Origin of the sequence: Bosea sp. 29B, assembly GCF_902506165.1 — a bacterium.
Classification (GTDB): Bacteria; Pseudomonadota; Alphaproteobacteria; order Rhizobiales; family Beijerinckiaceae; genus Allobosea.
Window position 1 is genome coordinate 1103964 of record NZ_LR733817.1, and the last position, 26979, is coordinate 1130942.

Here is a 26979-nt window from a genome sequence, read left to right on the forward strand (position 1 = left end):
GAGCGGCGCAAATGAAAATCATCGGGATCGAGGCCTTCCTGTCCTGGGCCTATGTCGAGGAGCTACCGAAGGCGGGGCGTGAGCCGGTCATGCTCGGCGGGCGCAGCGGCGGCGGGGCGAGCGGCTATGCCGGCGGCTGGGATGCCGTCTCGCAACAGGGCGAGCTGCTGGCCGAGATGGTCAGCGACGGCCGCCCGAACCAATATGGCGTGCTGCCCATCGCGATCGACTGCGGCCCGCCCGATCCGGATGCTCTCGCCGCCCATGATGCGATCTCGGCCCTCGACCATTGGGAAGTCGGCTTTCCCGATGACTGGAATCCACTCGCCGACATGAACCTGTCCGCTGCCGATATCGCCGACTGCGTCGGGCGGGCGCGCGGGCGCATCCTGCTGACCGACGGCAAGGGCCGCGTGCGCTTTCGCCAGCGCCCGGCCGAGCTGGTGCGCCATCATGCGATCATGCGCAGCGCCCCGGACTGGCAGGCGAAGGCGCCGGTCGGCAGCTTCGTGCTCGGCACCAACGGCAAGCCGGCTTGGTTCCGCAAGGTGGTGGTGACCGAGGGGGTGACATCGTTCGAACGCGAGGTCGACGGCTTCAATCCTAAGTCGCGCCGGCCCTGGCATGATGCCTACAAGAAAATGACGCTGACACCCGATCCGATGCTCGCGGCCGTCGACCGGGCCGAATACGAGGTATGGTTTGCGGCGCTCGACGAGGTCCGCCGGACGCTCGGCGCGCCGGGCGTGTTGACCGGCCATGTCGTGGAGCCGGCGCAGCGGCTGGCGCGGCCTTGGGAAAATCGTGTTGCGTCGTGATGCGTCCCCGATTGCGCTGCGACTGGAATTTGACATAGACCAGTGACGGTTCATCAGATCGCAAGACGCCGCCCGGTTCGCACCGAGGCGGCGTTTTTCATGGAGGCGCGCTTGATCGGTCCGGTGCTGTTGCGGTGCGACGGGCGGCAGTTCGGCGACCTCGGCAACCTCTATGCCGCCGCCGGACAGCGGGCCCCGATCGCGATCCGTCGCGCCGTCAAGCGCAAGGGCGAAAAGGCCCGTGGCCTGATGACCCGCGCCGTGCGCGACATGCTCGGCGTCAAGCTTCGCGAGGTGCGCCGCAAGATCAGGGGGGGGATGGAAGGCCCGGCGAGCTACGGCATCGTGGCGCGCGGCACCATCAACCTCAAGGAATTCCCGACGTTCCAGACCTACAAGGGGATCAAAGTCGGTGTCGTGCCGAACGATTGGGTCCAGGGCGAAGAGCATCTGCCCATCGCATTCCAGGGCAAGACAGGCAGGCCCAGCTCTCAGCCCGGAAACGCGGCGAAGCGCCGGGGTACCTTGAATGGCAGGATCGTCTACGGCGTCGGCAAAGGCAGGCGTCAGGGCTTCCGGTCGGTGGCCGGGGTGATGGTACCGATGGCGTTCATTGATCGCCGCTCGCAAGCCGAGTTCAACCGGGTGGCTGCCGAGCTTCCCGCAGAGATGGCGCACCAGCTCTGGGTTGTCGTCGAGGGGCTGGACGTGAAGTCCATGGCGCAGCGCGCGGCGCGTGGCCACTACATGCGGGCGCTGCGCGCGGGCCGATCGCGCTGACCTGATGCGCCCTCGCCTCGCCTGCCTCGCGACCCGCACGCTCGGAATGTTTCACGCAACCCGAAAAGTGTTTCACGGGTCCTTCCCCGGCATCCCCCCGGCAGCGGGTTCATTGACCCGCGGGATTTCGCTAGTTGCCGGGACGCGTGAAGCGATGCACGGGAATGCACAGGCGTGAGCACGGGTGCACGCTTCGTTTCCGTATCGAAGGCGGCGGAAATCGTCTCGACAGCGGAGCGCCAGAAGGTCGACCGCTCGACCCTGTCCCGGTACGTCACGCGCTATGCGTCGGAGTTCAAGCCGCGCCGCGAGGGGCGCGAAACTCTGATCGATGTCGATGCTCTGCTGGAGCATCGCCAGATCAATATTCGCGTCGAGCGCGGCAGCGACGAACCTTACAAGGCTGCGGTCAAGGTCTCCTCCCATAAGGAGCGCCGCGGTGAAGTTCAGCTCCGGCTCGACGAGATCGAGCTGGAGCGCGAGGAAGAGAAGCGCGCCTTAGAGCGCGGCGAGGTTGTTCCCGTCGCCGACGTGGTGAAGGCTGCCGAGGCGGCCATCGCCGCCTTCTCTGCGGCGCTCGACAAGGGCGAGAGCGATGCGGTCGACGATATCGCCCGGCGCACCAGGTCGGAAGCCCGCTACATCCGCCCCGGCCTGCGCGAGCTGAAGCGCAGCACGCTGGCGGCGTTCCGCAGGTCACTCGAGGACGTCCTGCCGCCGGAGGTCGGCCCGTCCGCCACATGAGGTCACATGCTGGCTGAAGCCGTCGCGACGCGCGCCGGCCGCCTGCTCCTGACCGCGCTCTTCCGCAAAGCGGAGCCGGTCGAGGATCTGACGGTCTCGGAATACGTCGATCGCTATCGCAAGGTCTCGCCGGAATCCGGCTCGCCCTGGCCGGGAGACTGGCGCACCGACCGGATGCCGCATGTCCGCGAGCCGCAGGACTGCCTGCATCCGGATCACCCAGCGCGCCAAGTCACGCTGAAATGGGCGGCGCAGACCGCGAAGACCGAGGTCGGCGTCAACTGGTTCGCCTTCATCGTCGACCGCGCAGCCGGCCCGATGCTGACCATGCTTCCGTCGATGGACGAAGCGATCAAGTATAACCGGGTCAAGCTGCAGCCGACCATTGACGCCAGCCCGGAGCTGCGACTGCGGGTCAAGAAGGAAAATCAGCGCGACGAAGCGGCGTCGACCAGCGCCTTCAAACGCTTCGCCGGCGGGTTCAACCAAATCGTCACGGCCTCTTCGTCGAAGGGCCTGCAGATGATCTCGGTCAAGTACCTGATTGCCGAAGAGGTCACCGGCTATCCCTATGATACGGATGGCCGAGGCGATCCGCTGGAGCAGGGCAAGGCCCGCCAGAAAGCCTATACGCAAAACCTCAAGCGCCTCGTCTCCGGGACGCCCGGCCACAAGGCGACCTGCCGGATCACGGCAGCCTATGAAGAGGGCGACCGCCGACGGCGCTATGTGCCGTGCCCGCATCCGGAATGCGGCGCCTATCAGATCCTGACGGAGGATGCGCTACAGCCCCCGTCGGAATCGACCGCCTTTCTGTCGCACTTCGCCTGCCTCTCCTGCGGAGGCATGATCGAGGAGCGTCACAAGGCCGAGATGCTGGCGAAAGGCGAGTGGATATCGACCCGGCAGATTCCCTCGATTGACGATCCTGAGGCCGAGCCGGCTGCGGTGCCCGACGTTATCGAACCGGCCCAGATGGACCGCTATCGCTGCGCCCCGAAAGAGGGCCGCTGCCGCGAGTTCGAACCGAGCTATGAGCTCTGGACGGCCTATTCGCCGGCGGAGACTTGGCAATCGATCTGGGAAGGCTGGGAGAAGGCCAAGGCCTCGCCGGTCCTGCTCAAGGTCTTCACGCAGCAGACGCTCGGCCGCGCATGGGAAGATGGCGCCGGCGAAGTCGAGCATGAGAAGCTGCATGCCGCCCGCGAGGAGATCAGGGCGCGGATCGCTACCGCAGATCATCCGCTGGCGACTGGCATGATCGACCTGCAGGGCGACCGCCTCGAATGGGGCGTCTGGACCTGGGGTCCGCTGGCGCAGGGCGTGCTGCTAGACCGCGGCATCATTCCGTTCGCGCCGGAGACGGTCGAAGCCCTCGCCGGCATAGACGAACTGCTCGCCAGGACCTGGCCGGCGATGACCGGCGGCATACTCGAGGTCGCGCGCTGGGGCATCGACGGGTCGAACTGGTCGAATTGGGTTCGTTCGATCGCAGCAGGCCGCGGCCACAGGCTCTTGGTTCTTGAGGGTGCGGAGAAGAAGACCGCGCCGATCGTCGGCACGCCAAAGCGGCTGCCGATCAAGGACAAATACGGCCGCGTTCTGTCGAAGGCGATCGTCTATCCGACAGGCGTCTTCGACCTGAAGCACACGGTCTATCGGGGCCTGCGCCAGTTCGTGGCGGGGCCGCTGGAAGGCGGAGCCTGGCTCCCCGGCACGCTGCGGCTGCCAAAGGAGATCGTCGACGAGGCTTACTGCCGCCAACTCACTGCCGAGGTCTGCATCGACCCAGCGCAGGAGGCCAAGGGCAATGCCCGGCGCAAGCTTCATGAGAAGCCGGGCGATCACCGGATCTGGGTGAAGCGGGCCGGCTGGGCAAACGAAGCGCTCGACATCGTCGTCGGCTGCCGCGCCCTCGCCTGGCAGCTCGGCCTCGACACCATGGGCCCGGTTCAATGGGCGAAATGGCGCGAGCGCCTGGCGCCGCCGGAAGGCGTCGCCGATCTCTTCGACGGGGTTCCGCCACCGGCATCGGCCGCGCCGGCGAAGCCTCAGAACGACATGTTCGCGCGGCTCGCCGCGCTCAACAACGCACAGGACTGATGATGGCAACCGATGCTGAAATGCTTGCGGAGCTCGAGGCGGCCCGCGACCGCATTCTGCGCGGCGATCAGGCGACCTCTGTCATGGTCACGCCGAACGCGCACCGCGTCGAATTCGCTCCGCCGAACCTCGCGCGGCTGGATGATCGGATCGACGATCTGAAGGCGAAGGAAGAGGGGCGCCCGCGCCGCGGGGCGATCGGCTTCGCCTTCTGATGCAGCCGCTCGCGCTGCCCGCGCTGGTCGGGCCGGACGGACAGACGCCATTGCGCGCCGCGGCGGCGGCGTCAGCCTATCGCGCTGCCGATCTGCGGTCGCAGGACCTGGCGAACTGGCGCCCGCCGACCCTCTCCGGCGATGGCGCCGTGCTGCGCGACCGTCGGCTGGTTGCTGACCGTGCCGAAGATCTAGGTCGCAACAACCCGATCGCGGTCGCAGCGCTCACCCGCATGGTCGACATGATCGTCGGCGCAGGCCTGCGCTTTTCGTCGAAACCCCATGCCGACACGCTCGGCATCACCCGCGAGCAGGCGCAGGATCTCGGCAAACAGATCGAGCGCGAGCTCGCCCGCCACTACAACGACCCGCGCAAGCGCGCCGATGCGCAGCGCAAGGTCTCGACCAATGGCCTCTATCGGCTGCTGGCGCGCAGCGTCTGCAAGCTCAATGAAGCTTGCGTCGTCTCGACCTGGCGCGAAGGCCAAGGCCCCTACGAGACGGCCTTCCTCGCGGTCGACCCCGAACGCTTAAGCAATCCGGTCGGGCGGCGCGACGATCACACCCTCCGCGGCGGCGTCGCGATCGACCGTTATGGCGCGCCAACCGGTTACTACATCCGCAATCGCCACCCCGGCGACGGCTTCGGCTATTCGCCGGCGAGCTGGGAACTGGTGCCCCGCGAAATGGCCCATGGCCGCCCGGTGTTCATGCACGTTTTCGAGCCGGAGCGCGAAGATCAGAACCGCCCGATCTCCCCCTTCGCGCCGATGATTTCGCGCCTCCGCATGGTCGATCGCTGGTCTGAGCTGGAGATCGCCGCCGCGGCGGTCAACGCGTTGCACGCCGCCTTCATCGAGTCGAACATGCCTTTCGCCGAAGTCGCGGCGTCGATGGATCCGCAGTCGGTGGTCGATGCCGGCAACACCTATAACGACCGGCGGATCGACTACTACTTGGGAAACCCGGTCAAGATCGGCGGAACCCGGATCCCGGTACTGCCGGTCGGCGACAAGATCACGATGAATGGCACGCCGCGACAGACGGCGGCGATGCGCGACTTTCACGACGTGTTCGTCGACCATATCGGCGCCGCCTCTGGCATGTCGCGCCAGCAGATCCTGCTGAATTTCGAGCGGATGAACTACTCGAATTCACGCAGCCTGATGAATGAGACCTGGCGCGGGGTCCGCCGCAAGGTCGCACAGTTCATCGAGCAGGGACCGATTCCGATGGCGCTCTGCGTGATCGAGGAAGGCGTCGACAAGGGTTACATCCGCCAGCCTAAGGGCTGCCGGCTGCTTTGGGACGAGCCGGCCGCCTGGCTCTCCGGCCGCTGGATTGGGCCGGGGCGCGGCTATGTCGATCCGGTCAAGGAAGCGGAATCCGCCGCGCTCCGCATGGAGACGATGGTCTCGACGCTCGAGATGGAATGCGCCGAGCAGGGCCTCGATTACGAGGAGGTGCTCGACCAGATCGCCCGCGAAGAGCAGGAGCTTGTCGACCGCAAGCTCACCCGCGCCACGGTGATCCAGCGTGTCGCGGCACGCTCCGCCCAGCCGCAGCCGGATCTTGCCGAGAGCGAGGCGCCATGAGCCTGTTCCTGTCCCGCGTCGCCGCCGAGCTGCTGAACACGCCGCTCGCGATCGACGGTGCCCGCGCGCACATCATGTTGCAGTCGCTCGGCCCGCGCCTGTTCGGGAAGCCCGTCGTCATCGCGGGCCAGGCCGATCTGGAACAGCGCGCCGGCCTATTGCCGCAGCGGCTCGACGTCCGCCTGCAGCGCGAGGGGCGCAACGCTTTCCCAGCGGTCGACGGCGTCGCCGTCATCGAGATCGAGGGCGCGCTCGTCCATAAGGGCAGCTGGATTGGCATGGATTGCGGCGAAACCTCCTATGAAGGGTTGCGCACGCAGATCGCCCGCGCCCGTCGCGACCACTCGGTCAAGGCCGCCGTACTCGAGGTCGATTCCCCCGGCGGCGCCGTCTCCGGCGTCTTCGAGACGGCGGCAGATATCGCCCGCCTGTCGGCGGAGAAGCCGACCATGGCAATCCTGACCAGCAGCGCCTGCTCGGCGGCCTATCTGCTGGCGAGCCAAGCGCGCCGCATTGTCATGCCCGAATTCGGCTTTGCCGGCTCGATCGGCGCCGTCGTGATGCATGTCGACTATTCGGCGATGCTGGATGAGGCCGGCGTGAAGGTCACGCTGATCTCGTCGGGTGCGCACAAGGTCGATGGCAACCCGTTCGCGGCGCTCTCGACCGATGTCGCCGACAGGATCCGCGCCGATCTCGACCAGGTCCGCACGCGTTTTGCGGAAGTCGTCGCCGGCGGGCGCCGCAAGGCCCTGACCGCCAAGGCCGCCATGGCGACCGAGGCGCAGGTCTTCTCCGGCCGCGAGGCCGTCACGCTCGGGCTCGCCGACGCGATCGGCGATCCGCTCGAGGCCTTCGCCGCCTTCCGGGCGGAAGTCAGCCGGCTCTGAACCGGCTTCAAACAGGAGAACAGGAATGTCCCTTCTCACGAACGCTGCCGTCACGGCGGCGGGTTCCGTCTCGCCCGCAGCTCTCGCGGCGGCGGCGGCCGTGGCCGAGGGCGGCGCTGCCCCGGCCGCGGCGCCTGCTGCTGCAGCGCCTGCGCCGGCTGCTCCGGCTTCCACCGCTCAGCAGCCGGTCGATCTGAGCGCCGTCCGCGCGGAAGCCCGCGCCGCCGAGCGCGACCGGATCAAGGCGATCGTCACCCATCCGGAGGCCGAAGGCCGCGCCGCGATGGCGCAACACCTCGCCTTCAGCACTGACCTTGCCGCCGACACCGCCGGCGGCCTGCTGGCCACCGCCCCCAAAGCGGAGGCCGCCCCTGTTCGCACCCTGACCGGCGCGAACGTGCCGCAGCCGAACATCGCGCCGCAGGGCGGCGGCAATGAGCATGGTGACGCTAAGGCCGGCTTGTCCGCAGCGGTGCAGGCGCAGGTCAAAGCCAACAAGCGCACCTGACAACCAGTTCACCCATCCCTGAATCAGGAGCCCGACCATGTACATTCCCGGCAGCACCGTCGAGAGGCCGCTGACCTTCGGCGAAGTCTTCTATCAGGAGCTCGACCCCGGCTTCTCGCGTGAGACCGCCGTCATTTCGTCGGGCTCCGGCATCTGCAAGATCGGCCTAGTGCTGGGCCAGATCATGCGCGGCGCCCTTGCGGCGGCAAAGACCGATGTCGCCGGAGCCGGCAAGGGCGTCCTCACCCTCGCGAACCCGGCCTTCGCGCCTGGCGCGGAGGTCGGAAAGTATCCGATCGTTTTCATCGAGCCGGCCGCCAATGCCGGTACCTTCGAGGTGCTCCGCCCTGACGGTACCCTCGATGGAACCGGCAATGTCGGCGTCGCCTATGACGGCTCGGTCAAGTTCACCTTCGCGGACGGTGCAACGGACTTCGTCGCGGGCGATACCGGCGCGATCACGCTGACCGCCTCTGACGGCAGCTTCGAGTATGTGCCGCACGACCCTGCGGCGGTCGATGGCTCGCAGTATGCCATCGCCGTCCTCGGCGACACCGTCGATGCTACCAGCGTCGACCGGAAGGCGCTGATCGTGCGCCGCATGGCGCTGGTTCGCTCCTCGCGGCTGATCTTCAAGGCTGGCATCTCGGCCGCCGACAAGGCCCGCGCCCTGGCGACGCTCTCCAGTCAGCTGATCCTCGCCCGCGACGTCTGACCCGTTTCATCCCGCAACAGCCCGCGGTCGCGGGCCTTCTAGGACGCCCGCCATGGAATTCGTCTTTCCGTACGACAGCATCACACTGACCAACGAGGTCAACACCATCCCGAACCAGTACGGGCTGATGGAGGCGCTGAACCTCTTTCCGTCCGAGCCGATCTCGACCACGACGGTTCTGGTGACTTTCGCCGACAACAAGCTGCGCGTGCTGCCGGAGAAGGCGCGCGGCGACAAGGGCACGCCCGGCCAGACCGGAGAGAACAAGGGTATCCCGCTGCAGATCCCACACTTTCCGGCGATCGACAACATCGGCCCCGCCGATATCCAGAACAAGGCGATGATCGTCGATGGCCGCCCCGTGCCGATGACCATGGCTGCGGCGACGGCGAAGCTCCTGATGCTGATCCGCCGCAAGCACGCCATCACGCGCGAATATTTGCGGGTGAACGCCTTGAAGGGCATCGTCAAGGACGGTGACGGCACGACGCTCGCCGACTTCTTTCAGCTCTTCAATATCGTTCCTCAGCAGGTCGATCTGGTGCTCGGCACTGCGGGCACGAATATCATCGACAAGGTCGAGGAGATCTATGACAAGGTTCACGCTGGCGTCGTTGGCGATACCGTGTCGAGCGTCGAGGTTGTGATCGGTTCGACCCTGTTCAGTAAGTTCGTCCAGCATGCCAAGGTCGAAAAGTACTGGCTCAACTATCAGGCGGCGCAGGGTCTCGCCAACATGCAGCGCCATGGCCAGGGCAATGACCATGGCCGGACGTTCGAATTCGGCAACGTCTTCTTCCGCGAATACAAGGGGCAGGTGCCCCTGAAGGCTGGCAACGAATATCTTGTCGACCCGGTCAAAGGCCACGCCTATCCGGCCGGTACCAGTGAGACCTTCGCGACCTATGACGGCCCGCCCCACCACATGGATCGCGTCAACACGCCCGGCGAAGAGATCTTCATCAGCGAGAAGATCCTCGACCATGGCGAGGGCGTCGAGACCAAGAGCCAGAGCAACCCGCTGCCGGTCTGCAAGCGGCCGAAGGCGCTGGTCGAGGTGATCAGCTCGAACTGATCGCTGAACCGTGACGGCTTTTTCCGATGCCATCGGGCGGTCGCGCGCTGCGGCCGCCCGCGCCACCGGCGCTACCTGGCGCGTGCTGCCGCGCAAGGTGAAGCGCGCCGGCGACCGACCGGAGCCGGATCCATCGCGGCCGGAATTCGAGGTGCAGGCGCATTTGTTCGCGCCCGACAAGCTCGACGGCAAGGTCTCGGACACCACCGCTTTCGAGACGGCGCGCTCGCCCGGCATCGTCGGCGACGCTCTCGCCCTTGTCGTCTGGTCGGTGCCGACGGGCTGCCGAATCCAGCAGGACGACGTCGTGCAGGAAACGCTGCCGGCGCCCGCCGTGGGTCGAAAATTCCGCATCGAGAAGCCGCCGGGCGGCGACGCGACCGGACATATCCGGCTCGACCTGAAAGCCCTCGGCGAAGGCTAGGCGCAGATGCATCTGTCCATCATGGCACTCCGCCTTGCGGTCAAGGCGGCGCTCGCCCCGTATTGGCCGGACGGCGCCACCGTAAGCTGGCCGACCATCGCGGCCGACCGCTTCTTCGATTCCCGCTTCGACCAGATCGACGGCCGCGGCGGCGAGCGCACGCCGCTCGTCGTCTTCGCTGCCGAGGCGACCGAGGGCGATGCCTTTTCTGGCCAGAACGGCGCCCATGCCGAGCGCGGGTTCGACCTGACGGCCCGGCTGGTGATCTCGGCGCAGATCACCTCGCGCCAGAAGTTCACGGATCCTGAGACCGAGCAGGAGTTCGACGCCGAAGCCGCTGACCTGCTCGACCAGGAAATGGCCGACCATCTCGCCCTGCTGCAGGATCAGATCTGGCTGGTGATCGAAGCCGACCCTCTGGTGCGCAAGTTGCGGCGCCGGATCGTCAAGCTCGATGCCGAGCCCTACCCGTCGACCGAGACCGGCGAGAAACTCGCGGTGCTCGCGACCTCTTACTTCGTCGCGCCGCTCGACGATGGCGAGAAGGCGCTGCAGCTCGTCGTCGACGGCCTGCCGGCGGCATCTCCCGAGCGCAAGCGCGCCGAGTTCGCCCTGGGGGGCCTCGCATCGACCCGCGCCTTCCTCGCTGCGGCCGTGCAGCGCCGCAGCGGCTTTGCGCCCGGGCCCTTCTCCGCCGGCCTGGTCGCTCAGGGCGTCTCGCAGGTCACCCCAGCACCTGGCCCATCGACCCCGCCGGAGCCGCCGGCGGATCGCCTTTCCGTCACGCTCGATCCGAAGGAGCCCTTGCCATGACCGAGCAGACCCCGGCCACCCCGCCGGAATTCGTCGACGTCTACCCCACCGAGGGCCGCCGCGTGCGCATCGAGACCGGCGAGCTGCTGCCGTTCGGCCATGTGCTGCGCGGCGTCAGGCGCTCGATCCATCTGTTGCGCCTGGAGCGCGACGGTGACGTCGCGCTGAAGCCGCATCAGCCGGAGCCGGCCGATGTCTTCGCGCCGTCCGGCGCGCCGGCGAGCGACCTGCCGGCAGCCGATCCGCAGCCGACCGCCGACGCGGGCGGATCGAAGCCCCGCAAGAGCTGAACCGCCTTCCCGCAATCGGCCCCGCGCCGTTCTGAGGCTGACCACCCATGACCATTTCCTTCGACCAGATCGGCCCCGTCCGCACCCCGGGCTATCGCAATGAGTTCTCGCTGGGCCGGCCGCCCTTCGCGCAGGGCATGCAGGTCCTGATCCCGGGCCCGGTCGCTGCCGGATCGACCGTCCCGCTCGGCGTTTCGCAGCGCATTCGTGACGACCTCGAAACCGCCTATGGCCCGGGCTCCCTGCTCGGCACCATGCTGAACTATGCTCGGCTGGCGCGGCCTTATCTCGACTTTCGGGTGCTGCCGCTCGCCGATACCGGCACCAAGGCGAAGCTCGACGTTAAGGTCGACACCCTGCCGCCTCCGGGCACCTGGCCGTTCTGGCTGTTCAGCAACAACCGGCGGCGCCAGATCACCGTGACCGCGGCGGATACCGTCAACACGGTCGCTGCCAAGATCGCCGCGGCGGTCAACCAGCGCGTCACCATCCCCGGCGATTCGAAGTCGCTGGTCGATATGGCGATCGGCACCGCCGCGACCGATACCGCGACGATCACCGCCCGCAATGGCGGCGCGATGCTGAACAACACGACATGGCTCAGCTTCAAGAGCCGCGGCGAGACCTCGCCGCTGGCCGCCTGCTGCACCCTGACCTTCACGGCCGGCACCGGCGGGCCCGACATGGCTGCCGCTCTCGCCGGCGTCGGCACCGGCTACTTCGCCTGGGTGATCTCGGCCTATCGCGATGCGACCTCGCTCACCGCGATCGACGCCTGGCTCGAAGAGCAATGGGGGCCGCTCGCCATGCGCTATGGCTGGGCTAGCGCCGGCATCATCGGCTCGCAGGCGAGTGTCGCGGCGATCGGCGACGCGATGAACGATCGCAAGCGCGTATTGCCGGCGTTGAAGAGCTCGTCGGAGCCGGAGCCGATCATGGCCGCCTGCGTCGGGGCGGAACTGGCCTTCGTCTTCGACTTCGCCCGGTCGATCACCGAGGTCCAGATCTTCGCCCGCGGGCTCACCGGCCGCGAGGTCAAGGGCCTGACCGGACCTTGGGAGAGCGACGACGTCTATTCGGAGCCGCAGCGCAACCTGCTTTATTTCGACGGTATCTCGCCGCTCGATGCCAAGGAGGGCAAGGTCTATCTGGAGCGCGTCATCACGACGTTCCAGCGCCGCGCCTCGACCGGTCTCGAGGATATCAGCTATCTCGATATCAACGGGCCCTGTATCGACGCCTATACGGTGCAGTATCAGCGGCACTATGTCTGGAATACCCATCAGAACACGACGCTGGTCGGCGATCAGGAAGACTTCGCCGAAGGCCAGACCCGGCCGCAGGATCTGCACAAGACGATCGTCGCCTCCTACACCGATCTGAACCGCCGCGGCCGGATCGTGCAGGACGTGCAGTCCTTCGAGCAGAACCTGCGCGTCGAGCTGTCGGATGATCCGGTTCGGGCCAATGCCGAGCAGCGCATCTACCGGGCGAACCCCTTCTACATCATGGCGACGAAGTCGATCGTCGGCGAGCTCGCCCCCGGCGCGCAGGCCTGATCCGGCGCGCCACCACGCCCCGGCCGTCGGCCGGGGCGCCTCTTATTCAATCTAGCATCAGGAGCGCACCATGGCCGGCAAGGACTATGGCGACGTCGTGATTTCCGTCCTCTCCGGCCCGCTGGCCGGGCGGACGCTCTCCGCCATGGGCGAGATCAAGATCAAGTCCACCGGCTACAAGGTTTCGGCCGAGGTCAGCAGCGACCACCAGGTCATGAACCGCGGCTTCGAGCCGCAGCCGGTGATCGTCTCCTGCGATTTCGACCGCGGCAGCATCAACTGGAATGCGCTGATCACCGCGCGGTTCGATATGACGTGGACCGAGGTCCTGGCGGGCATGACGCATTTCATGACGCAGGCCGGCTTCACCGGCGAAGCGCAGGGCTCGATGAAGGACGGCAAGATGACCGGCCTCGAGGTCTCCTGCGCCAAGGCGAATTATCGCCTGCGGAATCAGTGAGGGCTAACCGATGGGCTGGACCCTCAAGCTCGACCGCCAGCGCGAATGGCCGGCGAAGACCTTTGTCGACGAGATCGGCTTCAAGGATCCGACACTCTTCCTGCTGCGGCAGCTGCCGGAGATCGAGCGCATCCGCAACCTGCCGGATCGGTCGAGCCTCTACGAGACGAACTGGCAGGCGGTCTATGACTGGCTGAAGGCGCTGGTTGAAGTCGAGGCCAATTCCGGCCTGGTCGACATGCTGACCCCGGCGGAGGCCGAGCGCGCCAAGGCGGCGCTTCTCGGTTTTTTCACATCGCCGGCGGCCGAGACGGCGCCGGCGCCGCCGCCGACGACCTCCTCTTCGGCGCCAGAATCCGCGAAGACCCGGATCGAATGAGCCTGATCGACATGACGGCGCTGCATCGACGCTGGCAGGCCTGGGCCCTGCGTCAGAACCTCGGCATCTAGGCGGAGCTTTCCATGACCGTCGTCAACGAAGCCCGCGCGATCCTCACGGCCGAGGATCGCGCCTCGGCCGTGCTCGCCATGGTCGCGCGCAATTTCGATCGGCTCGACCGCGCCGCGACCCGGCTTAACGCCCAGTCGAACAATGGCCGCGCGCAGGAGCGGACGCAGGCCGGCTTGGCGCGCACCACCGCCCTGCTCGGCGGCGTGGGCTCCGCAGCCCTGCGTGCGGCCGGCCCGCTCGCCGGCGTGATCTCGGTCTATGGCGCGGGCGCGGCGCTTAGCGGCGCAAACCGGGCATTTGCGCAGAATGAGCGGGCGATGACGCGCATCGCCGTCACCGCCGATGCCTCGCGCGCCGCGCAGCAGGCGTCATGGACCGAACTGCAGCGGCTCGCCGACGACACGGCCCAGCCGGTCGACAAGGTTCGCGAGGGCTTGGATGCGCTCGTCGCCTCCGGTCGCTCGCTGCCGGAAGCGATGGCCTTCCTGCCGGCCGTGGCGAAGACGGCGCAGGCGTCCGGATCGGAAGTACAGGACATCGCCAAGACGGCGGATTCTGTCGGCGAGAGCTTCAAGCTCGCCGGCGGCGACATGCAGGCTGCCTTCGACATCATGGCGGCAGGCGGCAAGGCCGGCAAATTCGAGCTGAAGGACATGGCCCGCTATCTGCCCAGCCTTGGCCCGGCCGCTTCGGCGATCGGCTTCGAAGGCAAGAAGGGCCTCTCCGATCTCGTCGCCATGCTGCAGGTGATGCGCAAAGGCTCCGGCACTGCCGAAGAGGCGGTGGCGTCGATGAACAACATCCTCGCCAAGATGGAGAGCGACAAGACGACGAAGGCCTTGAAGGGGCTCGGCGTCGATGCCGAGGCGGCATTCAAGAAGGCGCGGGCCGAGGGCAAGAACTTGGTCGAGGTCTTCGAGCAGCTCGTCGACAAGGCTCTGAAGGGCGATCGATCCCGCCTCGGCGAGATTATCGACGACATGGAGTTCAAGCGCGGCGTCCAGGCGCTGATGATGTTCAAGGGCGAGTGGCAAGATCTCTCCCGCACCATGCAGACGAGTTCGGCCGGCACGGTCGCGACGGATCTCGCCCGTGTGCTCGCTGACCGTCAGACCTCATTCGATCGGCTGTCGAATTCGGCCTCGCGTTTCGCGGACATCGTCGGTAACCGCGTCGGGCCGGCATTCAAGCGCATGGCCGATGCTGCGACGCAGGCGCTGGACGCGGCGAGCGAGGCGCTGAAGCCAGGCGAAACGGATGACGAGCGGCTCAACCGGATCGGCAATCGTCAGAAGACCCGGGCGGAGCAGGCGGTGGAGAACGCCGAACGGGCGCGCGAACGCCAGCGCAAGCTGGATGATCCGAAGTCCGAATACTACGATATCCGCGATGGTGGCTTCGCCGGGCGGGCCGCCAAGACTGCCGCTGCCCGCGAGGCCGCCCTGCGCAAGAAGTCGAGCCGGACGATCGCGGAACAGGCCGAGCTCGATCAGCTCGACGGCGGTGGCATCCGGGCCGAAGCCGGCAAGATGACCAAGAAGGTGCTCGACGATCGCAGCAAGCCGGTCGCGGAGCGGGTCAGTTCGCATATGCACGCGCTGACCCAGCATAGGCGAGCGCGGGACGAATATGCCGAGGAGCAGGGTCTCAAGGACTATCGCGAGCGCCAGAGCCGCCGCGCCGACTTCCTTCGGCAGGAGCGGGAGCAGAACGCGAACGACAACGCTGCGCCATCCCGCAGTGCCGACGTCTATCGGGATGTCGAAGCGCTGAACCGTGAAAAGCAGCGGATCGAGCGTGCGGACGATACCGTCACGGCCGGCGATGCGCTGACTGGTACCGGCGAGGCCGGCACCCGCTTGCAGAGCGCCTTCGCCGATATGATGAAGGTCGAGCGCAGCCGCTCTCTGACGCGCCGCGGCCTCCCGACCGATGCCGACGGCGGGCGGACGCAAACCGGCTATGACCCAACGGCTGGCCGCTCGACCGATAGCGCTGCGCGCGAACTGAAGGCGGCCGTCGAGGTCTTGCTCCGCCAGCAGACCGGCTCGGCAAAGCCCGAGCAGGTCGGCGCATTGTTTCAGCAGTTGCAGCAGGCGGCGAAGACGCTTGCGGACAAGCCGGCCTCCGGTCTCGGCGCGGACCCATTGCAGGGCAGCGGTGGCGGCGACGCGATCAAGCAGGCGCTCGATGGCATCAAGGCCGAAGTCAAGCCTGACCAGATCACGGCGAAAGCTGATGTGGACGTTACGTCGAAGGTCGAGGTCAAAGTGGAACAGTCGCCCGACTTCTGGGCCAAGGTCGATGCGCGGATCGAGGCCAAGGCTCCCAAGAGCATGGGCGGCGTCTCGCTGCCCGGCAAGGAAGGCGGCGGCGGCGCCTCCTCGGCCGCGAGCCGCTTCTGATGGCGACGCCTGGCGGCAATCTGCGCCGCGCCTCCTTCCGGGGCGTGCCTTTCGAGGTGCGCCGCGACGCCCGCACCGGCTCCCGCTCGCTGCAGATCGACCGCTACCCGCTGTCGAGCCGCCACCGCGTCATCAATCTCGGTCGGAACGAGGATGGCTTCCGCGAGGAGATGTATGTCGCCGATGAGGCGAATGCACAGGCGCGGATGATGGCGCTCAATGCGGCGCTGGAGGTGGAAGCCCCCGGCCTGCTGATCCTGCCGGCGCGCCCGCCGGTCATGGTTTGGGCCCGCAGCTGGGAAGACAGCTGGGAATCGCGGCAGCTTGGCTACTTCAACTGCCGCGTCGAGTTCGTCGAGGACGGAACGGACGATGTCGGGGCGCCCTCTCTCGGTCTGGCTGAGAGCATCGTCGGCGGCGCGATCGGCGCCGTCGCCGGCATCGCCGGCGCCTTCGGCGAGGCGCTTGGCGGCCTGATCGATTCCCTTGGCTCATTCGTCTCCGAAGCCGCCGCCTTCATCAGCGAGGGCCTCGCCATGTTCGACATGGTCGCTTCGATCGCGACCGGCATCGGCGATCTTGCGGACGTCGTCGCCGGCGTCGGCTCGGTCGCGGGCTGGGCCGGCCTTGGCGATATCTTCGACGGGCTGTCGCTCGCTGGCGATATCGGCCTCTCGGCCCTGGAGACGATCGCGCTCGGCGAGGAGTGGCTGGGCCTATGAGCGAGTATCCGCGCGCGAAATCCCGCATCGCCGAAGAGCGCGGGCGCGAGATGGCGCGCGCCTTCGCCCGGCTCATGGCGGCGCTCGCCTTCGCCCGCGGCGTGCTGCGCGTCTCGTACTCTTCGCGCCAGCAGGCCGAGGCCTATCGCGAACGGCTGGTCACGATGATGGAACCGCTCCTCGAGCTTGCGGCCCGCGACCAGAATTTGCTCACCACGGTCGGCGAGGCCTACGGCGCGGCGCTGCAGGCGCTCGACGCGCGCATCCTGTCGCTGAAGCCGATCGCGCGTGTGACTACCGGCGAAAGCCAGCCGGCTTGCCTGGTCGCGTGGCAGCTCTATGGCGACACCGAGCGCGCTGCCGAGCTGGTGCGCCTCAACGGCGCGCGCTGTCCAGAGTTCCTGCCTGAGACGCTCCTGGCCCAGATGCCGGACGATGCGCCGGCCGGGGCCGGCCGCTGATGGCCGAAGACCTCTATCTCCTGATCGACGGCGTCCGCCATGCCGGGCTGTTCTCGATCGAATGGGAGGTCGACGCCAACAACGCCCTATTCAAGGTCACCGCCGGCGTCACCGAGCGCGCCGCCAATGCCAGCGTCAGCGAGGTGCCTTTCCCGCCACTGACGCCGCGGGGCGCTGAGGCCCAGCTCCTGGCCAAGGGCGAAGAGGAAGACGAGCTGCTCGTCACCGGCTGGGTCCGGCGCACCTATGGTGATGTTGGCAAGCCGGCGATGCGGCGCTTTCTATACATTGAGAGCAAGGCTTGCGACGTCGTCGAGAGCGCCGCCGATGGCCGCAAGCATGGCTACCGCCTGAAGCAGAAGAAGATCGGCGAGCACGCCAAGACGCTCTATCGCCCGTTCAAGGTGCCGGTGACGATCGAGGCGGACAGCCGCACCATGGATATCGCCTGGCAGCCCGGCCAGCGCGCCTTCAGCGTGATCGAGGAGCGAGCCCGCAAGGCCGGCCTGTCGCAGACAGGCTCCGGCGATGGCGGCGTCGTCTTCTACAAGGGGGTGCGCGGTCGCCACGCCGGCGAGTTCATCACCGGCGGCGAGGACGCCAATTGCGAGACGCTGCAATACGAAGACAGCGAGATCGGCCAGTTCTCGGAAACCCACTATTACGGCCAGCGCTACAAGCCGAGTTCCGGCAAGGATCAGACCGACGGCTACGCCACTGTCGAGAATGAGGCGGTTCGTCGTCATCGGATCGATATCCAGCGCATGGAGCATGACTTCGACCAGGCGGACATGCGCGAGCGGGCCGAATGGGATGGCCGCCGCGCCGCCGGCGGCGACGCCGGGAACGGCACGCAGGTGGTGATCGGCACGCCCGACTGGCGCGACCCCGATGGCAAGCTCTGGATGCCGGCCTATGCCCGCCATGTGCTCGCGCCCGACGTCGCGATCGACCAGCTGATGGCGATCAAGACCGGGCGCTTCACCTGGTCGAAGGATGCCCAGATCGCACGGCTGACAATGGTCGACCCGCGCACGATCGGCGGCAAGGATCCCAAGGGCAAGTCGGGCAAGGCCTGGAATGTTCCAACCAAGAAAGCGAAGTATGAGGAGCTGGAATGAGCGTCGAGATGGTGCGCTTTCGCGCCGACGGCTTCGACGATAGCGGCGAGTTCGGCAAGGTCACCGGCCGAGGCGCCGGCGGCGAGCAGCTCGACCTTTACAGGCCGCAGCAGGACGGCATTTCGACGGCGCCCAAGAAGGGCGCGATGGGTGTCGCCCTGTTCGATCGCTCGCGCGAGAACGGTGTGGTCATCGCCTTGGAATCGCCGGGCGACCGTCCAAAAAGCCAAGAGGAAGGCGGCAAGACCGTCTATGGCCCGAACGGGCAGGCCTATGTGATGAAGCCGGATGGCTCGATCCTGATGAAGGCGGCTCAGGGCGACCAGATCATCGCGCCGAAGGCCGGCGGCGGCAAAGTCTATCTCGGTGGCGACCCGGCCGAAGGCGGCTCCTTCGCCAAGGTGATGACGGAATCGGGCCCATCGCCCTTCGTCTGGGCCCGCTTCGCCTGATGGCCCGCCTGATCGTCGACCCGCTGGCGCCGCAGGCCGCCGGCCCCGATACCGTATGGGATGGCGAGCGCGGCGACATGGTTGTGGCGCACCTCTCTGAGCCGGGAAACCCCGGCGGGCTGCTGGCGCGCAACCCGTTGCTGACCGCGATCGTGCTGGCGCTCGAGACCGACGCCCGCGGCGAGCGCGACCCGCTCGACCCTTACGCCTATGACGTGCGCGGCTGGCCGGGCGACGGCTTCGACGTCGATCGCGCCCGCGGCGAAGCCCCGCTCGGCTCGACCACATGGACCGCCTGGCGCTACGCGGTCGACGACGAAAATGCTCAGCGCGTCATCGACTCCACGCTTGTCGCGCTGAAGCCGCTGCAGGATCAGGGCGCGATCGGCGAGGTCGACGTCTCCGCAGAGCCGGATCCGGCAAACAACCTGATCCGGCGCATCATCCATATCCGCCGCCCCGACGGGACGGTGCTCTATTCCGGGCCCTATGCGGGGCTCTGGGACGCCCTTCGCGCCGGCTGACGGCGAGCATCCGCAGGATATCATGGCATTCTCCATCCCGACGCTGACGGCGACGTCGCGCTGGCTGCGCGGCCTTGTCGCCTCCGCCATCAAGGGCGCGCGCGCCGATCTCTGGCCGAACAACCTGCCGATCTTCATCAAGGTCGTAGCGATGGCGGCCGGCCAGGGCAACCTGCGGGCCGAATGGATCTTCAAGCAGGTCTTCGTCTCGACGGCAGACGCCGACATGCTCGATCTGCACGGTTACGAGATCGGGCTCGGGCGCAAGCCCGCGGCGGCGGCGACCGGGCTGATGATCTTTGCCGCGATCGATGGCGCGACGCTGCCGGCCGGCGCGATCATCGACGCCGGTGGCTTGTCCTTCTCGATCCGCGCCGGGTCCGTCGCTGCTGGCAACAGCATCAGCGTTCTGGTCGATGCGCTGGAGACCGGCGCGCTCGGCAACCTGCCGGCCGGTGCCGAGGTCCGCCTGCGCGAGCCTTGGGATGGCATCACGCAAGCCGGCGAGGTCGGGCCCCTCGGTCTGTCGGGCGGTATCGTCAAGGAACAGGATGAGCCGTATCGCCGCCGCCTGATCTTCCGCAAGCGCAACAAGCCCCGCGGTGGCGCCAAGAGCGATTACGAAGGCTGGGTCGGCGAGGTCGCCGGCTTCTCGACCACCGGCACGCGCGCCTTCGCCTCGACGCCGGAGCCCGGCACGGTCAGGGTCTATCCGCTCCTCGAGGGTTCCGGCGCGGGGCGCATCCCCGGCCCGGCAGATGTCGTGCGCTGCGCCGACTATCTGGAGACAAAGCGCCCGCTGGCCGCGACCGTCGTCGTGGTCCAGCCGGTCGCCAGGCTGATCCCCGTCACCATTTCCCAGCTCGCGACCGACAGCGCCGAAACGCGGGCCGAGATCGTCGCCGAGATGCTCGACCTGTTCGACGAGCGTGGTTTCGTCGCGCGTGGCGGCGAGACCTTCCCGCTCTCCTGGCTGTCGGAAGCCGCGAGCCGCGCGGTCGGCGAGACGCGCCATCGCCTCACCGTGCCGCCCGCCGACGTCGGTCTGCTACCCGGCGAATATCCGGTTTTCGGCGGCCTGACGGTGGTCGCCTGATGTCGCGCACCATCATCGTCATTCAGGGACAACCGCCCAACTGGGTGGCCGATCCGCCGCCGCTGGCCATGCCGCCCGGGCTCGGCGAGCCGCCGATCACAACCGATCGGCTCACCGGCGTGACGGCGGACGATCTCTGGCGCCCCAGCCTGCGGCTGTTCCCGCGCGGGCGCGCCTGGCCGGACGAGACGGTTCGCGGCATCGGCGAATTTGTCTGGCACGGCCTTGCCAGGATGGTCGCCGAGACCATGGCGCAAATTCATGACTGGCTGAACCGGGCGCGCTACGGGGCCTTCATCACGCAATGCCGACCGGAATTCGTCGAGGACCATGAGCGCGAACACGGCTTGCCGGACGAGTGCCTGGCCGCCGTCACCGGACTAGCCGAGCGTCGTGGTCTCGTGCTCGACGCCAAGACGCCGCTGGAGACGGCGAATGGCCGCGAGATCCTGTTCCAGCTGCGGCGTGCCGGCTTCACCGTCGATTTCGAAGAGCCGAACGCCTTCGAATTTGGATTGTCGGAGTTCGGCGGCGACGAGGGCTTCGGCTCGGTCGGACTGCCGCACATCTTCCTCTACCGCGGCGCCGATCTCGCGCTCGACTGGCTCGCCTTCGGCGAGAACGGCTTTGGCGAGATCGGCTTCGGCGAGCTCAGCGACACCGGCCTCACCTGCCTGATCGAGCGCCTGCGTCCGGCTCACACCCTTGGCATCCTTGATTTGGAGACCCCCTGATGAAGCGCTGGCAGCCTATCCTCTATCCCGGCCCGGGCGGGATTCACGTCAATTTCGACCAGGGCACCGGCGCGCGAGGCTCGCGGCCGGATGCAGATGGCTATCAGAATATCCTCGATGAGCTGAGCAATGTCGTCGAGAAGAGCGGCGTGGCGCTTTCGACCGGCAGCCTGGATGTCGCCAAGGGCATCCGGTCGGGGCGGCTGAACTACATCGCGGTAGGCGGTACAGCGAACGCCCTGACGGGGGCGCTTGATCCCGCGATCGCGTCCTATGACGATCTCGCTATCGGAACGCCCCTGCGGCTGAAAATATTGCTTGCGAACACTGGGCCCGCCGCGATTGCCCTCAACGGGCTTGCCCCGATCGCGATCGTGCGCCAGGACGGCGCTGCATTGCGGAAGGGCGATCTGCAGCCCGGCATCCGCGAAGCCTTCTTCGACGGCGTAAATCTGCGGCTCTTCTCGCTCGTTCTCCAGACCGAGCGGACGGTGACGCTAACCGGCCGCGTGACGGCCCAATACCTCCCAAACGGTGTCGAAACTGCTGTCGAGTGGGCACCGCCGGCGGCCGGCACCGATCCGCTCGGCTGGTATAATCCAGCTCAGCCGACGCGCCTGACCTGCCCGGTTGGCATCGAACGCGCCGTCTTTTCGTTCGCCATCGGATTTGAGAACAGTAGCGTCGGCTACCGCAAGGGCCGAGTGGTGCACAACGGCGTCAATGAAGGCTCGGGTCTGCCGGTGGATGTTGTTCTCCCGACAGCCGCGGACATAGGTATCCCGAACGGCACCGGCTCGCCTTATCCGTTGGCGGCGGGCGATTATGTCCAGGTCCTCGGGTACACGAACCCCGGCGGACCGCACTTGCTGCGGCGCGCCAACACCTCCTTTTCCGTCTCCTACTGAGCGAGGCCGCCGTGAACGAAATTGCCACCGCCCCCCCCGACAATGTTGCTGTCGTTGAAGAAGTTGTACCGGTGGTATCTCCAGCGCCCCCTTGGGCCGATTGGGCGTCGATCGCTGTCGTCGACATCGAAGATCCGCGGGCCTTGGCTCTAGCCGCCGGGAGCGCGGCAGGACCGTCCGACCTGATCATCGACGACGGCCGCTTCTACGTCCGAGACGTCTCGCAGGCGACGCTCGATGCGGCGCTGGCGGCCGGGCCTGTTATCGATCTCATCGCCTATCTGAAGGATCTTCGCTGGCGGCGAGAGACATCCGGCGTCACGGTCGAGATCAGCGGCGAACCCGTCCTCGTCGCGACGGCGCGCGGCGATGAGCGCGCGACGCTGCATGCCACGCTGACTGCGATCACGCTGGGCCTGCGGGCAGACGGCGCAACCTACAATTTCGTCGATGGGCGCCCGCGCGCAGTCAGCAATGCGGACATGCAGGTGGCGATCCTTGCAGCCCTCTCGCATGTCCAGGCCACCTTCGACCTCGAGATGGCGCTGACCGGCGAGATCGAAGTGGGAAGCATCACGACAACGGCCGAGCTCGACGCGGCATTCAGTGCCGCCTGACGCAGCCGCGTCCGCCACGTCGCCTTTGAGCGGCTTTCTCATATCCGGAGTGATCTGATGACTGCGCAGAACTATGCGCGGGCGCTGTCGCGCGTCCTGGTCCACGAAGGCGGCTATGCGGACCATCCCAAGGATCCGGGCGGCGCCACGATGAAGGGCGTGACGCAGGGCGTCTACGACGCCTATCGCAAGCGCCGCGACGAGGCCAAGCGCTCAGTTCGCCAGATCACCGATGCCGAGCTGCAGGCCATCTATCGCCGGCAGTATTGGGACGTAGTGAAGGGCGACAGCCTGCCGGAGGGTGTCGATTATGCCGTCTTCGACGGGGCGGTGAACTCCGGCCCGTCGCAGGCGGTGAAGTGGCTGCAGCGTGCGCTCGGATCGGTCAAGGTCGACGGCGTCATCGGCGAGGCGACCCTGGCGGCGGTCGAGGCCTATCCCGATCACGACCGACTGATCGCCCTGATGCTCGGCCGGCGCCTCGCCTTTCTTCAGGCGTTGAGGACCTGGTCGACCTTCGGGCGCGGCTGGAGCGCGCGCGTCGCGCAGGTGAAGCAGATCGGCCAGGCCTGGGCCACCGGCTCGGTCGGGCCGGATCCTGCCTTCGTCTCCGGCGGCAACGCCAAGGCGACGATCGACCAGGCGAAGCCCCTGCCGACCAAGGCCCCGGCTGATGCGACGACGGGCGCTGGCATCGGCTCAGGGGGGCTCGGCGGCGTGCTCGAGCAAGCGCGCCAGCAGCTCGATCCGCTGGCCGCGAGCTCGCAGTTCATCGGCAACATCGTCGCGGCACTGGTGATCACCGGCGTCGTGCTCACGGCGGGCGGTTTCGCCTATCGCTGGTGGGCTGCGCGCAAGGGCCAGGCTCTGGCCGACGCACTCGACCTGCCTGACGGTGTCACGGCATGAGCGCGCTCTGGGCAGGCGCGCGCCTCGTCGCCGGCGCGCTGCCATGGCAGGCCTGGGCCGTCGTCGTCCTGGTGCTCGGGATCGGCGACTATGGCTGCCAGCAATACCGCCGCGGCGAGCGAGCAGCCTCGAACACACAGGAACGCAAGCTGCAGGAGGCGGCCGATGCGGCGCGCAAGGAAGTGGATCGCCTGCACGGTGGTGCTGACCGCAGCCGGGTGCAGCAGTTCGACCGCCGTGATTGACGGCTGCCGGATTTTCGCGCCGATCGCCGGCGCGCCATCGAAGGACACGCCTCAGACAATGGCGCAGATCGACCAGCACAACGCCAAGGGCGTCGGCGCCTGCGGCTGGAGGGCCGGTCGGTGACGATCACTGCCGAACTGGTTGGCTTTATCCTCACCGTCTGCGGCGCCGGCGGGGCGCTCTGGTTCCGGATCGAATCCGCGATCCGGTCGGCGCGCGCCGACGCGATGCTTGCAGCCGCGACCGCGACCGCCAAGGCTGATGTGCTGGCGACGGCGCTCGGCGAATTCAGGGTCCATGTCGCCGAAACCTATGTCAGCAAGCAGGGCCTGCGCGAGCAGGTCGGCCAGGTCATGGACCTGCTGCGCGACGTCCAGAACGATGTCGGAAGCGTCAATGAGCGCCTCGATCGCGTCATTGAAGGCCGCACGGCACGAGGAGCGGCCCGACCGAAGGCATCCTAATCGGAATTGCTGGGCGGGCCGGCGATCGCCTCACCGAAACTGCCGACCACCCTCGTTGGGCGGCTTTTCCTTATACTGGCCGCGTCAGCATTCAGGGGCGCGCAACCATTTTTTGTCCGTGGCCTCTCAGCATCGGCCAGGCTAAGACGCTGTACTCGAGCGTTCACAGGGGCCATCAGCGATGCAGATCGAATACGGGCTGCCACGATCGGATTTAAAGTCCGAGGCGAACTACTCGCCATGGTTGGCCGATGTGGCCTTCAAACCGTCTTCGCTGAGGTGAGCCAGTACACCGCGGTCGACATGTTCCGACACTATGAGCTATGGCGACTAGCACTTCAGATGGGGCATATCGACGGGGACTTTCTGGAAGTTGGGGTCTGGACCGGAGGGACTGGAGTGCTTCTCGCTCACGCAGCGGCTCGCTGCAACGCCTCTCGTATCGTCCATCTGTGCGACACGTTTGAGGGGATCGTAAAAGCCGGTGAGCATGACCCCTTTTACAAGGGAGGCGAGTTTTCCGACACCAGCCTAGAGGCGGTGCAGGCGCGGGTTGATCGAAACAATCTCCCTAATGTCCGCATTCACCGAGGAATGTTTCCAGACGATACGGCAAGTAAACTCGAAAGCCTGTGCTTCAGCTTGATCCACATCGACGTCGACGTTTATCAATCTGCGCGCCAGACTTTTGAATGGGCTTGGCCAAAAGTCAGTGTCGGCGGTGCCGTTGTGTTCGATGATTACGGCTGGGTCGACTGTGCAGGTGTCATCAAGTTCGTCAACGAGGATGTCTACGGCTTATCAGACGGTGTGGTGCTGCATAATCTCAATGGGCATGCCGTCGTTATCAAGACGGGCCGAATTTGACATTATGTTAGGCAAGGCCGCAGCGTCGCGCCGCCGGCCTTTTTACTTTTAACAGAACGCTGACATCTCAGCGTCTTCTCGCAAGCTCGGTGCTGCGCCCGAGCTCTTGTGTAAGTGGCACCGTCGGCTTGTGTCGGGAGCTATTCTTTGGAAATAGCGTCGTAGCTTCACGGTGCCGCGACCTGAACGTCCGTTACCAGTTGCTCATTCTCGTGAGCTGTTGCCGCCCTCTGCTGCAGGCGAAGAGCTCCTCAGGCGAGTGACCATATGAAACCCCAGTTCAGGGTTCTTGGCGGCGTCCCAATCATGCGCGCGCGGATTACCGGAGCCGCGTACGAAGTCTCGGTGGCCGAAAATGCCTTCGCAGACCTCTAGCCCATTGTGCCTGAAAACCGGTTCCCACCAGTCGCGAGGCTTGACTGTGACATGCCAAACGGCACCGGTTGACGGATCTTCGTCGGAGAAGGTGGCGATGGAACAGACAAACACTCCGTCTGGCGCCAAGTGTTCACAGATGTTCTGCAAGAATCCAGGAATCGACGTCTCGGGGATATGCTCGAGTACCTCCCATGCCGTGATGACGTCGAACTTGGCGGGCGCTCCGTCGCTATCCTGGAAGCGATACGGCTTCGTCGCGTCGGCAGTGAACAGATTATCGGGAATGACCCGCCAGTAGGCCTTCTGGTTGACGAGCGGAAAGTCGCTGCCCTCCAGGCCAACTGATCGATGGCCGGAGAGCAGAAAGTCCCACACCAGCCCGCCGCCAGCGCATCCAATGTCGAGGTGCCGGATCGGCGCCTTAAAGTGCTTCTCGCAGGCACGAACAAAGCGGGGATGCCGCGTGTCATCATTGGCCGCACCTCTCGGGTGCAAATGATCCGCACTCGCGCCAGCGAGCGGGCTGTCAGTTGCAAGCCTGTACCGGCTGTCTTTCCCTACCGACATTGTTCGAGCCTGCAGAGCCGCTGCGTCCAGCAACAAATCCAGTACGCGCTGCTGGTGCAGCGCTTCGCTAACGACTGAAGCTGTCGGGGTCGGAACAGAGGGTTCTGCATCTGCCGCCGCTTTCGGCATAGATGGCCTAGATAAGACGCTCTGTATGGCGGTTACGACGTCAGCATGGCATGCTGTCAAAGCGGCAGCGCCGTCAGGCCTCAAAGTCGCGTAGATGGCAGAATTCTCCCCAAAGAAATAAGGAAAATTACTGAGCGCTCCGCGAGCCTCTTCTCCCTTCCCTTGGCACCAATCCGCAAGTGTATTCGCCATATCGACATCGAATGCGGTCCTGAATTTCGCCTCGGTTTTTTCGGCATTGGCGATTGTGAAAAACCTCAAAAGGTCGAGCCCACAGAGTTCAAGCAATGCTCGCGCTGACGCCGGGCTGAAATAATGGAGGTGGTTCGGCCAAACTTGGTCCATGATATCCTGCCCAAAAAACTGTGCTTTGAGCACTGGGAAATTGGGCTGGGTTATATAGACGAGTCCTCCCGGCTTGAGCTTCTGGAGATGTTGTTTCAATGCGCCAGCAGGGTCGATCATATGTTCAAGTGTGTGCGCGTAACGTAGCACGTCGAGCGAAGCATCAGGGATCAGCTCGATGAACTCTTCCGGGGTAACGACTGGGACTCCCACGCTGCGACCATACTCTGCAGCTTCTCTTGACCAGTCGACCGCGATTGCGGAGCGACAGCCTTGAGCAACCGCCTGTTCCACAAAAACTGGGTATGAGCTGCCAATATCGGCGATGGCCAGTTCAGCAACGTCGCAACGTGCGAGATTAGCTAATTCGGCAACATGGCCGCGATAGTAGGAGGCATTATTCTTCTGGATCTCAAGCTGCTGATGGTGATCGGTGTATTCCTGGCGATAAAAGCCGGCGAGCTCTGTCTCGGAGGGTAGCTTCTCCCAGGAGAGGTGTCGGCAATCCCTGCAGATGAGGAGGGCTCGGCCGCCCTTTTCGTTGAAGCGTGCGCGGTCTGTAGACGCGCAAATAGGGCAGGCTGTTGGGCTCAT

31 protein-coding genes are annotated in these 26979 nt (G+C 66.3%); 30 read left to right on the forward strand and 1 reads right to left on the reverse strand.

Annotation, left to right across the window (positions count from 1 at the left end; translation table 11 throughout):
- Positions 1 to 11: 11 nt before the first annotated feature.
- The 30 genes from GV161_RS05345 to GV161_RS05490 all read left to right on the forward strand — a co-directional run bounded on the left by GV161_RS05345 (position 12) and on the right by GV161_RS05490 (position 24966).
- Complete coding sequence (locus GV161_RS05345; protein WP_152015686.1) at positions 12 to 818, forward strand: hypothetical protein; 807 nt, start codon at positions 12 to 14, stop codon at positions 816 to 818.
- 111 nt (positions 819 to 929) lie between these two features.
- Positions 930 to 1598, forward strand: a complete 669-nt coding sequence (locus GV161_RS05350; protein ID WP_152015685.1) for a hypothetical protein — start codon at positions 930 to 932, stop codon at positions 1596 to 1598.
- A 174-nt stretch (positions 1599 to 1772) separates the two neighbouring features.
- Positions 1773 to 2342 (forward strand): hypothetical protein, encoded by a 570-nt coding sequence (locus GV161_RS05355; RefSeq protein ID WP_152015684.1) that lies wholly within the window; start codon positions 1773 to 1775, stop codon positions 2340 to 2342.
- Between the two features lie 6 nt (positions 2343 to 2348).
- Positions 2349 to 4445 carry a terminase gpA endonuclease subunit gene (locus GV161_RS05360; RefSeq protein WP_152015683.1) on the forward strand — a complete coding sequence of 699 codons (2097 nt, stop codon included), beginning with the start codon at positions 2349 to 2351 and terminating at the stop codon, positions 4443 to 4445.
- A 20-nt stretch (positions 4446 to 4465) separates the two neighbouring features.
- A complete protein-coding gene (locus tag GV161_RS05365) occupies positions 4466 to 4660 on the forward strand; it encodes a hypothetical protein (RefSeq protein ID WP_152015682.1) in 195 nt (64 codons plus the stop codon).
- Positions 4660 to 6255, forward strand: a complete 1596-nt coding sequence (locus tag GV161_RS05370) for a phage portal protein (protein ID WP_152015681.1) — start codon at positions 4660 to 4662, stop codon at positions 6253 to 6255. The genes GV161_RS05365 and GV161_RS05370 overlap by 1 nt, the downstream gene beginning before the upstream one ends.
- Entirely contained in the window at positions 6252 to 7145 is an 894-nt protein-coding gene (locus GV161_RS05375; protein ID WP_159650162.1) for a S49 family peptidase, read from the forward strand. The genes GV161_RS05370 and GV161_RS05375 overlap by 4 nt, the downstream gene beginning before the upstream one ends.
- Before the next feature lie 25 nt (positions 7146 to 7170).
- Positions 7171 to 7653 (forward strand): hypothetical protein, encoded by a 483-nt coding sequence (locus GV161_RS05380; protein WP_152015679.1) that lies wholly within the window; start codon positions 7171 to 7173, stop codon positions 7651 to 7653.
- Between the two features lie 37 nt (positions 7654 to 7690).
- Positions 7691 to 8368: a head decoration protein gene (locus tag GV161_RS05385; RefSeq protein WP_152015678.1), complete on the forward strand. Its 678-nt coding sequence runs from the start codon at positions 7691 to 7693 to the stop codon at positions 8366 to 8368.
- 52 nt (positions 8369 to 8420) lie between these two features.
- Complete coding sequence (locus tag GV161_RS05390) at positions 8421 to 9443, forward strand: major capsid protein (RefSeq protein ID WP_152015677.1); 1023 nt, start codon at positions 8421 to 8423, stop codon at positions 9441 to 9443.
- Positions 9444 to 9453: 10 nt separating this feature from the next.
- Positions 9454 to 9867, forward strand: coding sequence for a hypothetical protein (locus GV161_RS05395; protein WP_152015676.1), 414 nt, complete (start codon positions 9454 to 9456; stop codon positions 9865 to 9867).
- A gap of 6 nt (positions 9868 to 9873) precedes the next feature.
- Positions 9874 to 10680: a hypothetical protein gene (locus GV161_RS05400; RefSeq protein ID WP_152015675.1), complete on the forward strand. Its 807-nt coding sequence runs from the start codon at positions 9874 to 9876 to the stop codon at positions 10678 to 10680.
- Positions 10677 to 10970, forward strand: coding sequence for a hypothetical protein (locus GV161_RS05405; protein WP_152015674.1), 294 nt, complete (start codon positions 10677 to 10679; stop codon positions 10968 to 10970). The genes GV161_RS05400 and GV161_RS05405 overlap by 4 nt, the downstream gene beginning before the upstream one ends.
- Before the next feature lie 47 nt (positions 10971 to 11017).
- Complete coding sequence (locus GV161_RS05410) at positions 11018 to 12529, forward strand: hypothetical protein (protein ID WP_152015673.1); 1512 nt, start codon at positions 11018 to 11020, stop codon at positions 12527 to 12529.
- Positions 12530 to 12599: 70 nt separating this feature from the next.
- Positions 12600 to 12989, forward strand: a complete 390-nt coding sequence (locus GV161_RS05415; RefSeq protein WP_152015672.1) for a hypothetical protein — start codon at positions 12600 to 12602, stop codon at positions 12987 to 12989.
- A gap of 10 nt (positions 12990 to 12999) precedes the next feature.
- Positions 13000 to 13368 carry a hypothetical protein gene (locus GV161_RS05420; RefSeq protein ID WP_152015671.1) on the forward strand — a complete coding sequence of 123 codons (369 nt, stop codon included), beginning with the start codon at positions 13000 to 13002 and terminating at the stop codon, positions 13366 to 13368.
- Between the two features lie 83 nt (positions 13369 to 13451).
- The gene (locus GV161_RS05425) at positions 13452 to 15845 is read left to right on the forward strand and encodes a phage tail tape measure protein (protein ID WP_152015670.1); all 2394 of its coding nucleotides are present in this window, start codon (positions 13452 to 13454) and stop codon (positions 15843 to 15845) included.
- Positions 15845 to 16567, forward strand: coding sequence for a DNA circularization N-terminal domain-containing protein (locus tag GV161_RS05430; RefSeq protein ID WP_152015669.1), 723 nt, complete (start codon positions 15845 to 15847; stop codon positions 16565 to 16567). The genes GV161_RS05425 and GV161_RS05430 overlap by 1 nt, the downstream gene beginning before the upstream one ends.
- Positions 16564 to 17028, forward strand: a complete 465-nt coding sequence (locus GV161_RS05435) for a hypothetical protein (protein ID WP_152015668.1) — start codon at positions 16564 to 16566, stop codon at positions 17026 to 17028. The genes GV161_RS05430 and GV161_RS05435 overlap by 4 nt, the downstream gene beginning before the upstream one ends.
- Entirely contained in the window at positions 17028 to 18149 is a 1122-nt protein-coding gene (locus tag GV161_RS05440; protein ID WP_152015667.1) for a hypothetical protein, read from the forward strand. Before GV161_RS05435 ends, GV161_RS05440 begins: the two co-directional genes overlap by 1 nt.
- Entirely contained in the window at positions 18146 to 18601 is a 456-nt protein-coding gene (locus GV161_RS05445) for a phage baseplate assembly protein (RefSeq protein WP_152015666.1), read from the forward strand. Before GV161_RS05440 ends, GV161_RS05445 begins: the two co-directional genes overlap by 4 nt.
- The gene (locus GV161_RS05450; protein ID WP_152015665.1) at positions 18601 to 19125 is read left to right on the forward strand and encodes a phage GP46 family protein; all 525 of its coding nucleotides are present in this window, start codon (positions 18601 to 18603) and stop codon (positions 19123 to 19125) included. The genes GV161_RS05445 and GV161_RS05450 overlap by 1 nt, the downstream gene beginning before the upstream one ends.
- A gap of 22 nt (positions 19126 to 19147) precedes the next feature.
- Complete coding sequence (locus GV161_RS05455) at positions 19148 to 20221, forward strand: baseplate J/gp47 family protein (protein ID WP_159650163.1); 1074 nt, start codon at positions 19148 to 19150, stop codon at positions 20219 to 20221.
- Positions 20221 to 20955, forward strand: a complete 735-nt coding sequence (locus tag GV161_RS05460; RefSeq protein ID WP_152015663.1) for a DUF2313 domain-containing protein — start codon at positions 20221 to 20223, stop codon at positions 20953 to 20955. Before GV161_RS05455 ends, GV161_RS05460 begins: the two co-directional genes overlap by 1 nt.
- Complete coding sequence (locus GV161_RS05465) at positions 20955 to 21863, forward strand: hypothetical protein (protein WP_159650164.1); 909 nt, start codon at positions 20955 to 20957, stop codon at positions 21861 to 21863. The genes GV161_RS05460 and GV161_RS05465 overlap by 1 nt, the downstream gene beginning before the upstream one ends.
- Before the next feature lie 11 nt (positions 21864 to 21874).
- Positions 21875 to 22480, forward strand: a complete 606-nt coding sequence (locus GV161_RS05470; RefSeq protein WP_159650165.1) for a DUF4376 domain-containing protein — start codon at positions 21875 to 21877, stop codon at positions 22478 to 22480.
- 57 nt (positions 22481 to 22537) lie between these two features.
- Positions 22538 to 23389 carry a glycoside hydrolase family 108 protein gene (locus GV161_RS05475; protein WP_152015661.1) on the forward strand — a complete coding sequence of 284 codons (852 nt, stop codon included), beginning with the start codon at positions 22538 to 22540 and terminating at the stop codon, positions 23387 to 23389.
- Positions 23386 to 23634, forward strand: coding sequence for a hypothetical protein (locus GV161_RS05480; protein WP_152015660.1), 249 nt, complete (start codon positions 23386 to 23388; stop codon positions 23632 to 23634). The genes GV161_RS05475 and GV161_RS05480 overlap by 4 nt, the downstream gene beginning before the upstream one ends.
- A gap of 120 nt (positions 23635 to 23754) precedes the next feature.
- Positions 23755 to 24099: a hypothetical protein gene (locus tag GV161_RS05485; protein WP_152015659.1), complete on the forward strand. Its 345-nt coding sequence runs from the start codon at positions 23755 to 23757 to the stop codon at positions 24097 to 24099.
- A 342-nt stretch (positions 24100 to 24441) separates the two neighbouring features.
- Positions 24442 to 24966 (forward strand): TylF/MycF/NovP-related O-methyltransferase, encoded by a 525-nt coding sequence (locus GV161_RS05490; protein WP_159650166.1) that lies wholly within the window; start codon positions 24442 to 24444, stop codon positions 24964 to 24966.
- Between the two features lie 204 nt (positions 24967 to 25170).
- On the opposite strand, the gene GV161_RS05495 is transcribed toward GV161_RS05490, so the two are convergent.
- Positions 25171 to 26979: a methyltransferase domain-containing protein gene (locus GV161_RS05495; RefSeq protein ID WP_152015657.1), complete on the reverse strand. Its 1809-nt coding sequence runs from the start codon at positions 26977 to 26979 to the stop codon at positions 25171 to 25173.

Excerpts from the sequence above, each read along its gene's own strand:
- GV161_RS05455 (WP_159650163.1), top strand. The coding sequence starts at position 19,148 with ATGGCATTCTCCATCCCGACGCTGACGGCGACGTCGCGCTGGCTGCGC.
- GV161_RS05380 (WP_152015679.1), top strand. The coding sequence starts at position 7,171 with ATGTCCCTTCTCACGAACGCTGCCGTCACGGCGGCGGGTTCCGTCTCG.
- GV161_RS05360 (WP_152015683.1), top strand. The coding sequence starts at position 2,349 with ATGCTGGCTGAAGCCGTCGCGACGCGCGCCGGCCGCCTGCTCCTGACC.
- GV161_RS05450 (WP_152015665.1), top strand. The coding sequence starts at position 18,601 with ATGGCCCGCCTGATCGTCGACCCGCTGGCGCCGCAGGCCGCCGGCCCC.
- GV161_RS05410 (WP_152015673.1), top strand. The coding sequence starts at position 11,018 with ATGACCATTTCCTTCGACCAGATCGGCCCCGTCCGCACCCCGGGCTAT.
- GV161_RS05480 (WP_152015660.1), top strand. The coding sequence starts at position 23,386 with ATGAGCGCGCTCTGGGCAGGCGCGCGCCTCGTCGCCGGCGCGCTGCCA.
- GV161_RS05370 (WP_152015681.1), top strand. The coding sequence starts at position 4,660 with ATGCAGCCGCTCGCGCTGCCCGCGCTGGTCGGGCCGGACGGACAGACG.
- GV161_RS05400 (WP_152015675.1), top strand. The coding sequence starts at position 9,874 with ATGCATCTGTCCATCATGGCACTCCGCCTTGCGGTCAAGGCGGCGCTC.
- GV161_RS05375 (WP_159650162.1), top strand. The coding sequence starts at position 6,252 with ATGAGCCTGTTCCTGTCCCGCGTCGCCGCCGAGCTGCTGAACACGCCG.
- GV161_RS05460 (WP_152015663.1), top strand. The coding sequence starts at position 20,221 with ATGTCGCGCACCATCATCGTCATTCAGGGACAACCGCCCAACTGGGTG.
- GV161_RS05365 (WP_152015682.1), top strand. The coding sequence starts at position 4,466 with ATGCTTGCGGAGCTCGAGGCGGCCCGCGACCGCATTCTGCGCGGCGAT.
- GV161_RS05385 (WP_152015678.1), top strand. The coding sequence starts at position 7,691 with ATGTACATTCCCGGCAGCACCGTCGAGAGGCCGCTGACCTTCGGCGAA.
- GV161_RS05475 (WP_152015661.1), top strand. The coding sequence starts at position 22,538 with ATGACTGCGCAGAACTATGCGCGGGCGCTGTCGCGCGTCCTGGTCCAC.
- GV161_RS05435 (WP_152015668.1), top strand. The coding sequence starts at position 16,564 with ATGAGCGAGTATCCGCGCGCGAAATCCCGCATCGCCGAAGAGCGCGGG.
- GV161_RS05345 (WP_152015686.1), top strand. The coding sequence starts at position 12 with ATGAAAATCATCGGGATCGAGGCCTTCCTGTCCTGGGCCTATGTCGAG.
- GV161_RS05415 (WP_152015672.1), top strand. The coding sequence starts at position 12,600 with ATGGCCGGCAAGGACTATGGCGACGTCGTGATTTCCGTCCTCTCCGGC.
- GV161_RS05490 (WP_159650166.1), top strand. The coding sequence starts at position 24,442 with ATGGGGCATATCGACGGGGACTTTCTGGAAGTTGGGGTCTGGACCGGA.
- GV161_RS05405 (WP_152015674.1), top strand. The coding sequence starts at position 10,677 with ATGACCGAGCAGACCCCGGCCACCCCGCCGGAATTCGTCGACGTCTAC.
- GV161_RS05440 (WP_152015667.1), top strand. The coding sequence starts at position 17,028 with ATGGCCGAAGACCTCTATCTCCTGATCGACGGCGTCCGCCATGCCGGG.
- GV161_RS05465 (WP_159650164.1), top strand. The coding sequence starts at position 20,955 with ATGAAGCGCTGGCAGCCTATCCTCTATCCCGGCCCGGGCGGGATTCAC.
- GV161_RS05495 (WP_152015657.1), bottom strand. The coding sequence starts at position 26,979 with ATGAGCCCAACAGCCTGCCCTATTTGCGCGTCTACAGACCGCGCACGC.
- GV161_RS05420 (WP_152015671.1), top strand. The coding sequence starts at position 13,000 with ATGGGCTGGACCCTCAAGCTCGACCGCCAGCGCGAATGGCCGGCGAAG.
- GV161_RS05425 (WP_152015670.1), top strand. The coding sequence starts at position 13,452 with ATGACCGTCGTCAACGAAGCCCGCGCGATCCTCACGGCCGAGGATCGC.
- GV161_RS05430 (WP_152015669.1), top strand. The coding sequence starts at position 15,845 with ATGGCGACGCCTGGCGGCAATCTGCGCCGCGCCTCCTTCCGGGGCGTG.
- GV161_RS05445 (WP_152015666.1), top strand. The coding sequence starts at position 18,146 with ATGAGCGTCGAGATGGTGCGCTTTCGCGCCGACGGCTTCGACGATAGC.
- GV161_RS05390 (WP_152015677.1), top strand. The coding sequence starts at position 8,421 with ATGGAATTCGTCTTTCCGTACGACAGCATCACACTGACCAACGAGGTC.